Origin of the sequence: Streptomyces sp. NPDC059851, assembly GCF_042732005.1 — a bacterium.
In the GTDB taxonomy this organism is placed as follows: domain Bacteria; phylum Actinomycetota; class Actinomycetes; order Streptomycetales; family Streptomycetaceae; genus Streptomyces.
Genome location: NZ_JBHWJJ010000201.1, coordinates 1 through 10,480 on the forward strand (window position 1 = coordinate 1; position 10,480 = coordinate 10,480).

Sequence of the window (10,480 nt, forward strand, 5' to 3'; positions counted from 1 at the left end):
CACCTCATCGCCACCTGGACCGGCACCTGCCCCACCTGCCAGCAAACCATCCCCTGGCAGCCCTACGACACCACCTAACAAAGCACTACTAGGAGCTGTCCGGCGGATCATGCGCTAGCGGGCCGTGTTGCTGTACTCGACGGTGCGGGCATCCGGAGTGCGGCGCAGATCACTCACGACTTTTCTCCGTTCCAGGCCATCCCCGCCCTGGCTCTGCTTGGCTGGTGGCTCTGACGATCACAGGAAGAGGTCGATACGTATGGCGCTCACACACTGGGGGTTCATCTACACGGCGGACGGCAGCGCGGCAGGTGGCGATGTCAGCGTCGTGGACACGGGTACGTGCCGCAGTGTGTTCGTCGGGGTGGAGAAGCCCGAGGAGGGCATCGAGGCCGCGCGCCGCCTGGTGGGCGAGGGCGTGCAGCTGATTGAACTGTGCGGGGGATTCGGGCCGGTATGGGCCGGGCGTGTGATCGAGGCGATCAACGGCGCAGTCCCCGTGGGCGCGGTTGGCTACGGACCCGAAGCGGTCGACCAGGTGCACGCGATTTTCTCGTGACGGGTGCCAGCTCCTTCACTCCGATAGGGACCGGAGCCAGAGCCGAACGGCTGCGACGGTGACGGTGCCGTGAAAGATGTAGGCCCTCTTGTCGCATCTCGTCGCGACCGCCCGGGAGTTCTTGAGCGCGTTGACGGTGCGTTCCACTTCGTTCCTGCGCTTGTAGATCGTCGTGTCGAAGGCGGTGGGCCGGCCGCCCCTGCTGCCGCGGCGCTGACGGTTGGCCCGCTGGTTCTTCGGTTCGGGGATGGTGTGCTTGATCTCGCGTCGGCGCAGGTAGCGGCGGTTCCGCCGGGATGAATACGTCTTGTCACCGCCGAGATGATCGGGCTGGGTCCGGGGGCGCCCATCGTCCGGGCGGGCGACACGGACACCCTCCGTCACGGGAACGAGCTGCGGTGCGTCGCCCCACTGACCCGGCGTGATGAGGAAGGCGAGAGGCCGGCAACCCCCTCACCAAGCAGATGAATCTTGCAGGTCAGGCCGCCCCGGGAGCGTCCGAGCCCCTCATCGGGGCGGTGCTGCCGGGGCGTCCGTCTTCCCGGAACCCGGGGTGGCTCCTTGCGTGCTCCGGCAGCGTTCTGGTGAGCGCTGCCGGACGTTGAATCCACGCTCACCATCGACCAGTCGATGCAGCCCGTCGCGTCCGCGTCGGCCAGGACGGCCTTGAAGATCCTGTCCCACATGCCGTCCGCAGACCAGCGCCTTAGGCACGGACCGGCGGATCACGGGGCGGCCGTGTCCGACGGGATGGCGCCCGGCGGGCATGACCACAATGGGCCCGTGTCATCGACTCACGCGTTGAACGAAGTTCGCGCCGGCATCGACGCCGTCGACGCCGAACTGGTCGGCCTCCTCGCCCGCCGACAGGCCCTGGTCCGGGCGGCAGCCCGCTCCAAGAAGGACGAGGACGCCGTACGCGCCCCCGACCGCGTCGAACGCGTGTTCGCGGCGGCCCGCGCCAAGGCCGCAGCCGAGGGCCTGGCCCCGGAGCTCGCCGAAGCGGTCTGGCGCGCCTTGATCGCAGCCTTCATCAACCTCGAACTCACCGAGCACCGCGCCGTGGAGGGGCCGTGAACTCCCCTCCCCCGGGGGAAGGTTCGCATGTCGCGTACGGGGAGAGGCGGCCCCCCGTCGACACGGGCTCGGCTCCTGCGGGGCACTGGAGTCCACGAACACCGGCGCCCCGGGCCGACGGAACGCCGGTTGCCGCCTCCCCCACGCCTACTGGGCGGGCCGGAAGCGGTCCACGTGCTCGTCCACCCACTGCCCGAACGTACGCGCCGGCCGGCCGGTCACCCGCTCCACCGTGTCGACCACGGTCGTGGAGTCCTCGGTGGGCCGGGCGTACCATCCGACCACGTACTCCGCGTCCGCCCTCGACACCCCCGTCGCCGTCAACCGCTCGACGGCCTGCTCGTGCGTGATGGGGACGAACCCGACCTCGCGCCCGATCGCCTTCGACAACACCGCGATCCGCTCACGCGGGGTCAACGCCTCGGGTCCGGTCAGGTTGTACGCCCACCCCACGTGCCCGTCCTCCAGCAGTGCGACCGCCGCCACCGCCGCGATGTCGGCCTCGTGGACGAGCGCGCTCGGGAAGTCGTACGGCTCCCGCACCACCCCCTCGCTCCGCACCGAATCCGCCCAGTTCGACGTGTTGGACATGAACTCCTGCGGCTCCAGCCGCGTCCACTCCACTCCCGACTCCGCCACGGCCTGCTCGACCGGCCCGACCCAGCCGCCCCACAGCACGGTGATCCGCTCGACCCCCGCACCGACCGCCCGCCGTACCAACTCGGGCCCGACCTCGGCGAGACCCGCCGTCACGGTGATGTGCAGGCGGCTGACACCCCGGAGCGCGCCGCCCAGCCGCTCCGGCTCCGTGTGCGTCCCCCCGACCACTTCCACCCCGCTCGGGAGGAGCCGTGCGGCCGCGGCCGGATCCCGCGTCAGCGCCCGCACCGCCTCACCCCTGCGCAGCAGCTCCGCCACCACGTGCCGGCCCGTGTTCCCCGTGGCCCCCGTCACCAACGTCGTCACTTCGTGCTCCTCTCGTCGCCGACGACGCTAGGAGCCCAACCGCACTTCAGGTCAAGCAACCCGCGTCCGTAGTCTGTCGACGCGCCCGCCCGGGGCGGCCCGAGGACGCTCCTGACCTCCCCGTCGACACGACATCGGACTTCCGGGGGCAGCAGCGGCGCGGTTTCCGCTGTCATCCCGACGGCCCGCGCCCGTGAGCTGCCGAACCAGGTACGTGCTCCAGCCCGCTTCGGCCGCGATCCGGCCGATCGGGACCGTCCCGCACGGTGCGGTACAGCAGCCGCCCGGCGCCGGCCCCGGACCGGTGGCATCCGAAACGGTCCGCACGAGCCGTTGCGGGTCTTCGGCGAGGCGGATGCAGGCGTGGAGCCGTCATCCGGTGCCGAAGCGACGTACGCGCGGGCGCGGTGGTCGGGCCCCAGGCGACGCAGCAGTACCTCGAATTCCCCTGCTTCCGGGCGGAGTTCGCCCCCTCGGCCGAGGTGCCGGCCGAGGTGCTCGTTGCAGCGGCACCTCGGCACCACACCCCCCGTACACCGCACCGCCTTTCGAGCGCCGGCGCACAACGGCAGCTGAACCGCCGGGGGGCGCACACGACGGCGCCCCTGCGACCGCGCGTGCAGCCGATGACTGTTACGGAGCCGCCAACCCGTTCGGCGCACTGCGCGCAACGACACGTCGGGCCCGTCCGCACGGCCGCGAGCCGCTGGATGCCGTGCTGAGCGCGAGCGGCTCCCGCCCCGCGCGCGCACAGACGTCAATGCGGCATTGACCGTTGCCCGCTACAAGGGAGCGTTACGGATATGTCCGCATTGAGCAACACACGTCTGGGATGCGGCGTTCAGGGGGCGTTGCAGGCCAGAGTGTGGGTCCTCGGCACAACGCCGGGAACCGCACGACAGTCCGTCCGGCGCAGTCACGGCCGGGCCGGGCTGGCCTTCCGAAGGAGTCACCCCCATGTCTGCTTCTCACGCCACGAGCCGTCTCCTCGCCGCAGTCCTCGCCGCCGGCGCCCTAGTGGGCGCGGCCGCCCTGCCGGCCGCCGCGCACGACAGCGACCGGCGCGACCACCGTGGCCGGTACTCCTCGGTCGTCATCGGCGACGTCCAGCACGAGAGCAGCCGCGGTCGCGGCCGCGGCAGCCGGGACCTGAACCGCGAATGGGTCGAGGTGACGAACACCGGCCGCCGCTCCGTGGAGCTGCGCGGCTTCACCCTGACCGACCGGGACGGCAACCGCTACCGCTTCGACCGCCTCCGCCTGGACGGCCGTTCCAGCGTCCGGGTCCACACCGGCCACGGCCGCGACACCCACCACGACGTCTACCAGAACCGCCGCCACGAGATCTGGGACGAGCGCGACACCGCCACCCTCCGCGACGACCACGGGAACGTCCTGGACACCAAGGCGTGGGGCCAGCGCGGGGACCGCGGAGACCGCGGACAGCGTGGAGACCGCGGGTACCGCGAGGACCGCCGCGGCTGATCCGGCCGCCCCGGCGGCCCGGCCGGTGGGGCCGCCTCCCACTCCTCGCACGGGGTGCCGCGGGATTTCCCGCCGCGGCACCCCGTTCTCGTGTCAACTCCCCGCGGCGCGCGGCCCACCGCCGCGGTGCGGCCCGCGAGCGCGCCCTCGAACCACCTCAGGCGCCGCCCCGGGTCTCGGCCTGCACCCACGCGAGGTACGCCTCCGAAGCCCCGCCCGTCGGCAGCACGATCCACTGCGGCACCTCGTACGGGTGGTTCGCGTGCACCCACTGCCGGAGCTGCTCCACCCGGTCCTCGGTGGTCTTGAAGGAGACCCGGTACTCCCTCTCGTGCTGCACCTTCCCCTTCCACCAGTAGAAGGCGGTCATGCGTGCGTCCACGTGGGCCCCGGCGGAGAGAGCCGGTCCTCCACCGCGGTCCGCGCGAGCTCGTACGCCTTCGACTCGTCGTCCACCGTGGTCTGCACGATCACGATCGGGTTCTCACTGTTCGCCACGCTTCGCCTCCTCGGTCCGGTGTCCCGACTCTAACGAGCCGCAGTCGAGCCTCGGGTTGCGCAAAGGATCACCGGTGGCGGCTCCGAGGCCGCGGAGGAGGACGTCGAGCGTGAGGTCCGTCGCCTCGGACAACGGCGTGTCCTCCAGGAGGGAGGCGACCGCGAGCATCGCCAGGCCGTGGAGCGCGGAGAAGGCGACTTGGGCCAGGCGCCCCGGATCTTCCGCTCGGACGACGCCCTGAAGCTGGCCTTCGGCGATCAGTTCGGCGGCGATCTCCAGGCTGTGGTGCCCGAGTTCACGTAGTTCCGCGCTGGAGCCGTCGGAGTGCTTGACGGTGAACATGAGCTCCAGGAGAGGGGCGTGCGCGACGGCGAAGTCCACGTAGGCGCGCCCCAGGGCTTCCAGTCTGGCCGGCACGGGGCCGGGGGCGGCGGCCGCGGCCCGCAGGCGGCCGTTCAGCCGGGTGAAGCCGTTGACGGCGAGGGCGTCGAGCAGGGCCTGACGATCGCGGAAGTGGCGGGCCGGCGCCGCGTGGCTGACGCCGAGGTCGCGGGCCAGGGCCCGCAGGGACAGGCCTTCGGCGCCCGAGGCGACGAGGACGTGTTCCGCCCGTTCCAGCAGTGCGGCCCTGAGGTTGCCGTGGTGGTAGGACCCGTCGGCCAAGGCGACCCCTCCTTCAATGTTGTCATTGACTACAATGCTGATGCTGCCTACATTCGATTATGGACCAGCCGCCCTGAGAGGGAGAAGTTCGCGATGCCCATGACGTACAGGAACACCCTGGCCCTCATCACCGGGGCGAGCGCCGGCCTCGGCGTCGAGTTCGCCCGCCAATGGGCCGAGCGCGGTGCCGACGTCGTACTGACCGCCCGCCGCGTCGACCGTCTGGAGGCTCTCGCGGCCGATCTGGAGAACCGGTACGGCGTCAAGGCCCACGTCATCGCCTCCGACCTGGCGCAGCCGGGCGCCGCGACCGCACTGCGCGACGAGATCGCCGCCCGCGGCCTGTCGGTCCAGACACTGATCAACAACGCCGGCTTCGGCAGCCACGGCCCCGTCGCCGACCAGGACCCCGCGCAGATGGAGGAGATGATCAGACTGAACGTCCTGGCCGTCACGGAGCTCACGCGGGCGTTCCTGCCCGGGTTGGTCGCCGACGGCCGCGGCGCACTGGTCAACATCGCCAGCGTGGCCGCGTACCAGCCGACGCCCGCCATGGCGGTCTACGGAGCCACCAAGGCCTTCGTCCTGAACTTCACCGAGGCCGTCGCGTACGAGGCGCGGACCTCGTCGCTGCGCGTCCTGGCCGTCTCGCCGGGGCCCGTGAGCACCGAGTTCTTCGAGGTGGTCGGCAGCCGTGACGCCGCCGTGGGCCGGATGGCCACGCCCGAGCAGGTGGTGACGGCCGCGCGCCGCGCCCTGGAACGACGCTCGGCCCCGCCGAGCGTCGTCGTCGGACTGGGCAACCGTCTCTCCGCGCTCGCCTCCGCGCTGGCGCCCCGACGTGCGGCCCTGGCCGTGGCGGGGCGCGCGCTGAAGGCCTGACCGACTCCGGCTCGCCGGCTGCCGGGAGGGGGCCGGGGGGTGCGTGCGTACGGGGGTGGTCCGCAGCCGATCGGCCGCGGGCCACCCCCGCGCCGGCACCTTGGTCCCGCCTCACGGGTCGGTGGCGCCGCCTACCGGAGTCAGCCCGCCACCCGTGCGGGGGCGGTGGCGCCGTCGCCCGAGCCCGGGTAGCCGGTCAACCGCACCGGTTCGGATCCGTCCGGGTTGTGACGTGCGGCCCAGTTCTCCAGGGCGGCCCGGCAGGCGTGGTCCAGGTGCCGTACGTCCGACAGGTCGAGTTCGACGGGCCGGTCCCCCGGCAGTTCCTCCAGGGCCTGCAGGATGCGGGGCAGTCGGAGGAAGGTGGCGTTGCCGGAGAGGGCCACCACGATGCGGCCGCCGGTGAGTTCGCGGGTCTCGACGTGGACGTGGGAGGTCTCCCACGCCGACTTCGCCACCGCCAGGGCCAGTCCCAGCACCACCCCTTCGAACATGCTGGTCGCGAGGATGGCGACCGCCGTGGTCACGAGGATGGCGAGTTCGCCGCGGTGACCGCGCCACAGTGAGACGAGCTCCTTGACGGGGATCAGTTTGCAGCCCGCGTGGACCAGCACGCCTGCGAGGGCTGCGAGCGGGATGATGCCGATCGCGGCCGGGAGCAGCGCGGTGAACATCAACAACCACAGTCCGTGCAGGATGCGGGAGGCCTTCGTCCTGGCGCCCGCCTGGACGTTGGCGGAGCTGCGGACGATGACCGCGGTCATCGGCAGGGCCCCGAGTACGCCGCACACGGTGTTGCCGATGCCCTGGGCGACGAGTTCCTTGTCGTAGTGGGTGCGCGGGCCGTCGTGCATCCGGTCGACCGCTGCTGCGCTGAACAGCGATTCCGCCGATGCGATCAGGGCGAAGCCCAGGACCGTACCGAGCACGGCGACGCTGCCGAGGGACGCGAGATCGTCCACGGCCGGCGGCCGGATCGCCTCGACGAGGCCCTGCACCTGCACGCTGGCGACGTCCAGGCCGCCGATCACCGTGACGGCCGTGGCGAGGGCCACGGCGGCCAGCGGGGCGGGCACCAACTGCACCCTGGCGGGCAGCCTCTTCCATCCCACGAGCACGGCAATGGTGCCCAGACCGACCGCGAAGGAGGTCAGGGCGGTACTGCTGGTGGCGATCTCGCCCAACAACTGGGGAGTGCCGAAGACCTTGCCCAGTCCCGAGCCCGGCTGTTTGACGCCGGCCATCGTGTACAGCTGCCCGAAGATGAGCACGAGTCCGATGCCGGCCAGCATGCCGTGCACGACCGCGACGGAGATCGCGCGGAACCAGCGGCCGAACCGCAGCAGGCCGAGCCCGATCTGCAGCACTCCGCTGGCCAGCACGATGGCGCCGAGCATGCCGAGGCCGAACTCCCGTACCGCCTCGAAGACGAGCACGGTCAGACCGGCCGCCGGCCCGCTGACCTGTAGGGCGCTGCCGGGCAAGAAGCCCACCACCAGCCCGCCGACGATGCCGGTGATCAGGCCGAGTTCGGCGGGCACGCCCGAGGCCACGGCCACTCCGACGCACAGCGGTAGGGCGACGAGGAACACCACGAGTGAGGCGAGTACGTCCTGGCGCACGGCGGCGGGATCCTTGGGAACCGCAAGCATGAGTGTCTTTCCTCCCGATGTCATGCCGTGCCGGTTCACAGAACGCCGAACGCCGGGCTGTCGTCTTCGGTCCGGTGCACTTTGACCGAGCCGGTGTGCACCTCGTAGTACCAGGCGTGCAGTTCCAGCCTGCCGGCCCCGACGCCCTCCGCCACGCAGGGGTAGCCGCGGAGCGTCTCCAGCTGCGCGAGGGCGTGCGCCTGTACGGCCTCCGCGACGTCGGACGAGTTCTCCGCCAGGGAACGGACGGGCGCGTCCGGGGGCACGGCTTCGTCCAGCCAGTCACGTACGGCGGGCACGGCGGAGAGGTCCTCGCCGCGGACCACCGCCCCTATGGCGCCGCAGTGGGAGTGCCCGCAGACGATGACGTCGCGGACGCCGAGTACGCGGACGGCGTACTCGATGGTGGCCGCCTCACCGGTGGGGCGGCCGTCGCCGGGGTAGGCCGGGACGATGTTGCCGGCGGTCCGCAGTTCGAAGAGCTCGCCCGGGCGTGCCCCGGTGATCAGGGCCGGTACGACACGCGAGTCCGAACAGGTGATGAACAGCACTTCCGGGGCCTGCCCTGCCTCCAGGGCCTGGAACAGTTCGGCGTGCCGGGGGTCGGCCACGTGGGTGGCCGAAAAGGAACGCGCGTTGTCGATCAGGGACTTCATGATGGCCTGCCTCCTGCGCCTGCGCGGCTTCCGCCGGGGCGCGGTGTGGTCGGGTCGGGTCGGTCAAAAAGGTGTGGATGGGCGTGGCGGGAATGCGTCGGCGCCACGTCCTCGGGGCATGCACCACACCGCTGCGGCAGATTCTGGTTCGCAGCCGCAACTCGCACTTTACTATCACATTGCCTGCCGGTGACAGGTTAGTTATTGTCAGAAGCCATACAAACCGGGGAACTTGCTGGAACCTGGCCTCCTGAGTGAACCCTGGGGCCCGTCTGGTGGATGAGCCGCTTCGCACCAGGAACCGCGGCCGGGGAAGGCCGATCGAGGCGCGTTCACAGTCGGCGGCTGCGGCGACCTCGCCGCCGTTGTCGACACGGTCGGGCCCGCCCGACGGACCGGGCGCCGCCCGACGGCGGCACGTCACACCCGGGGACGCCGTCACCAGCCGCACCCGGCGGCGTCACCAACCGCAGCAAGGGGGTTCCATACCGTAGCAATCGGGTGAAACCCCGACTGAATACTCGTCAACAAGCCGCTACGGACTCCACTTTTTATCTCAACTTCATAACGAGACTACGCGGGCAGCCCGCCGGTCGCGCGGTCGGTACACACAACTCGCTGCTGCCGCAAGCGATTTGACTGATCATCACTTTGAGTCGGAAGGTAACGGTCAGGCATCCAGGGGTCCGTTCCAGTTTGTCCGAATTCTTTCCCGCGCCCGTCTGGCAGGCTTTCGGCACCCCACTCCTCCGAGCTCGGCCGTCGAGCCGAGTGAATAGCCCTGGGGGGGCTTATGCGTAGATCCAGAGGGCTGACTGCCGCCCTCGTCCTGTCACTGGCCGGTGCCGGAACCGGAATAGGCTTCGTGCTGATGCCCCAGGCGTCCGCCATCACCTCGCCGGTGGCGTTCACCGCCGACAGCCTGCCCACCTGGCAGCCGAACGGCATCGTGTGGGCGATGGCCCAGGCGAACGGCACCGTCTTCGCGGGCGGCACCTTCTCGGCGGTCCGCCCGCCCGTCGGCAGCGCCGGTGCCGAGCAGGAGGCGGTCAATTTCGTGGCGCTCGACGCCGCGACGGGCAAGCCCACCTCCTGCAAGCTCGCGTTCACCATCGGCGAGGGGACGGCGACCGTACGCTCCCTGGTCGTCTCCAAGGACAAGAAGACCCTGTACGCGGGCGGGCACTTCGGCGCCGTGAACGGCACCCCGGTCTCCAACGTCGCCGCGATCGACATCGCCGGCTGCACCCCGAAGGCGTCCTTCCACCCGGGCTTCGCGGCGACCGTGCGCGGACTCGCCGTCTCCGAAGGCACCCTGTACGCGGCCGGCGACTTCAACACCGTCCAGGGCCAGGCACGCCAGAAGTTCGCCGCGGTGGACGCCGCCACGGGTGCGGTCAAGCCCTTCACCGCCAACGCCGACGAGCCGGGCCGCGCGATCGAGCTCACGCCCGACGGCAAGAACGTGCTGCTCGGCGGCGACTTCTTCACCGTCAACGGTGCCAACAGTCATGCCCTCGCCGTGGCGGACGCGAGCTCCGGCGCCGTGAAGAAGACGTACGGGAGCGCCTTCCACCCCCTCTCGGTGGTCATGGACATCGCCACCGACGCCAACGGCTTCTACACCGGCAACCAGGGCAACGGCGGAGGCGTCTTCGACGGCCGCACCGCCTTCAACCTGAGCGACCTCAACGAGAGGTGGCGCGACCGCTGCCTCGGCGCCACCCAGCAGGTCCTGCCGTACGACGGCGTGCTCTACAGCTCCTCGCACGCGCACAACTGCTCCACCGAGATGGAGTTCCCAGAGGAGGGGAAGCGCCGCTACCTGATGGCGCAGCCCACCCAGCACAAGGACGGTGCCTCCCCGGCGCCGGTGGACGGCTTCGTGCGCGGTCCGCGCAAGCTCGGCTGGTTCCCCGCCGTCAACGGCGGCATCGGCGAGGGCGTCGGCCCGCGCGTCATGGCCGTCGCGGAGAAGGGCGACACGAAGTACATGTGGGTCGGCGGTGAGTTCACCACCGTCAACGGCGCCGAGCAGCAG

Annotated in this window: 10 protein-coding genes and 2 pseudogenes; 5 read left to right on the forward strand and 7 right to left on the reverse strand. The window is 71.0% G+C overall.

Annotation, left to right across the window (positions count from 1 at the left end):
- Nucleotides 1-259: 259 nt before the first annotated feature.
- Nucleotides 260-559 (forward strand): DUF6506 family protein, encoded by a 300-nt coding sequence (locus tag ACFV7Q_RS36640; RefSeq protein ID WP_033220913.1) that lies wholly within the window; start codon nt 260-262, stop codon nt 557-559.
- A gap of 15 nt (nt 560-574) precedes the next feature.
- Here ACFV7Q_RS36640 and ACFV7Q_RS36645 read toward each other — a convergent pair.
- Nucleotides 575-1,266: pseudogene (locus ACFV7Q_RS36645) on the reverse strand (IS5 family transposase); the annotation flags it as partial.
- Between the two features lie 76 nt (nt 1,267-1,342).
- On the opposite strand from ACFV7Q_RS36645, the gene ACFV7Q_RS36650 reads away from it, so the two are divergent.
- The gene (locus ACFV7Q_RS36650; protein WP_385435265.1) at nt 1,343-1,636 is read left to right on the forward strand and encodes a chorismate mutase; all 294 of its coding nucleotides are present in this window, start codon (nt 1,343-1,345) and stop codon (nt 1,634-1,636) included.
- 147 nt (nt 1,637-1,783) lie between these two features.
- On the opposite strand, the gene ACFV7Q_RS36655 is transcribed toward ACFV7Q_RS36650, so the two are convergent.
- A complete protein-coding gene (locus tag ACFV7Q_RS36655; RefSeq protein WP_385435266.1) occupies nt 1,784-2,602 on the reverse strand; it encodes an NmrA family NAD(P)-binding protein in 819 nt (272 codons plus the stop codon).
- 957 nt (nt 2,603-3,559) lie between these two features.
- Here ACFV7Q_RS36655 and ACFV7Q_RS36660 point away from each other — a divergent pair.
- Nucleotides 3,560-4,087, forward strand: a complete 528-nt coding sequence (locus tag ACFV7Q_RS36660; protein WP_385435267.1) for a lamin tail domain-containing protein — start codon at nt 3,560-3,562, stop codon at nt 4,085-4,087.
- A gap of 157 nt (nt 4,088-4,244) precedes the next feature.
- Here the strand turns inward: ACFV7Q_RS36660 and cutA are convergent, their stop codons facing one another.
- The 3 genes from cutA to ACFV7Q_RS36675 are packed head-to-tail and all read right to left on the reverse strand — an operon-like array spanning nt 4,245 to nt 5,249.
- Entirely contained in the window at nt 4,245-4,457 is a 213-nt protein-coding gene (gene cutA / locus ACFV7Q_RS36665; protein ID WP_385435268.1) for a divalent-cation tolerance protein CutA, read from the reverse strand.
- On the reverse strand, nt 4,454-4,585 hold the full coding sequence (locus ACFV7Q_RS36670; protein WP_385435269.1) for a hypothetical protein: 132 nt from the start codon (nt 4,583-4,585) through the stop codon (nt 4,454-4,456). Before ACFV7Q_RS36670 ends, cutA begins: the two co-directional genes overlap by 4 nt.
- A complete protein-coding gene (locus ACFV7Q_RS36675) occupies nt 4,572-5,249 on the reverse strand; it encodes a TetR/AcrR family transcriptional regulator (protein WP_385435270.1) in 678 nt (225 codons plus the stop codon). Before ACFV7Q_RS36675 ends, ACFV7Q_RS36670 begins: the two co-directional genes overlap by 14 nt.
- Before the next feature lie 93 nt (nt 5,250-5,342).
- Between ACFV7Q_RS36675 and ACFV7Q_RS36680 the strand changes: the two genes are divergently transcribed.
- The gene (locus ACFV7Q_RS36680) at nt 5,343-6,131 is read left to right on the forward strand and encodes an SDR family NAD(P)-dependent oxidoreductase (protein WP_385435271.1); all 789 of its coding nucleotides are present in this window, start codon (nt 5,343-5,345) and stop codon (nt 6,129-6,131) included.
- Nucleotides 6,132-6,271: 140 nt separating this feature from the next.
- On the opposite strand, the gene ACFV7Q_RS36685 is transcribed toward ACFV7Q_RS36680, so the two are convergent.
- Both ACFV7Q_RS36685 and ACFV7Q_RS36690 read right to left on the reverse strand, forming a co-directional pair.
- The gene (locus ACFV7Q_RS36685) at nt 6,272-7,783 is read right to left on the reverse strand and encodes a SulP family inorganic anion transporter (RefSeq protein ID WP_385435272.1); all 1,512 of its coding nucleotides are present in this window, start codon (nt 7,781-7,783) and stop codon (nt 6,272-6,274) included.
- 35 nt (nt 7,784-7,818) lie between these two features.
- The gene (locus ACFV7Q_RS36690; protein WP_385435273.1) at nt 7,819-8,439 is read right to left on the reverse strand and encodes a carbonic anhydrase; all 621 of its coding nucleotides are present in this window, start codon (nt 8,437-8,439) and stop codon (nt 7,819-7,821) included.
- Nucleotides 8,440-9,232: 793 nt separating this feature from the next.
- Between ACFV7Q_RS36690 and ACFV7Q_RS36695 the strand changes: the two are divergent.
- Nucleotides 9,233-10,480, forward strand: a pseudogene (locus tag ACFV7Q_RS36695) (LamG domain-containing protein); the annotation flags it as partial.

Bases quoted from the DNA above. Each gene is read 5' to 3' on its own strand.
- cutA (WP_385435268.1), bottom strand. From the start codon at position 4,457: ATGACCGCCTTCTACTGGTGGAAGGGGAAGGTGCAGCACGAGAGGGAG.
- ACFV7Q_RS36660 (WP_385435267.1), top strand. From the start codon at position 3,560: ATGTCTGCTTCTCACGCCACGAGCCGTCTCCTCGCCGCAGTCCTCGCC.
- ACFV7Q_RS36640 (WP_033220913.1), top strand. From the start codon at position 260: ATGGCGCTCACACACTGGGGGTTCATCTACACGGCGGACGGCAGCGCG.
- ACFV7Q_RS36680 (WP_385435271.1), top strand. From the start codon at position 5,343: ATGCCCATGACGTACAGGAACACCCTGGCCCTCATCACCGGGGCGAGC.
- ACFV7Q_RS36685 (WP_385435272.1), bottom strand. From the start codon at position 7,783: ATGCTTGCGGTTCCCAAGGATCCCGCCGCCGTGCGCCAGGACGTACTC.
- ACFV7Q_RS36690 (WP_385435273.1), bottom strand. From the start codon at position 8,439: ATGAAGTCCCTGATCGACAACGCGCGTTCCTTTTCGGCCACCCACGTG.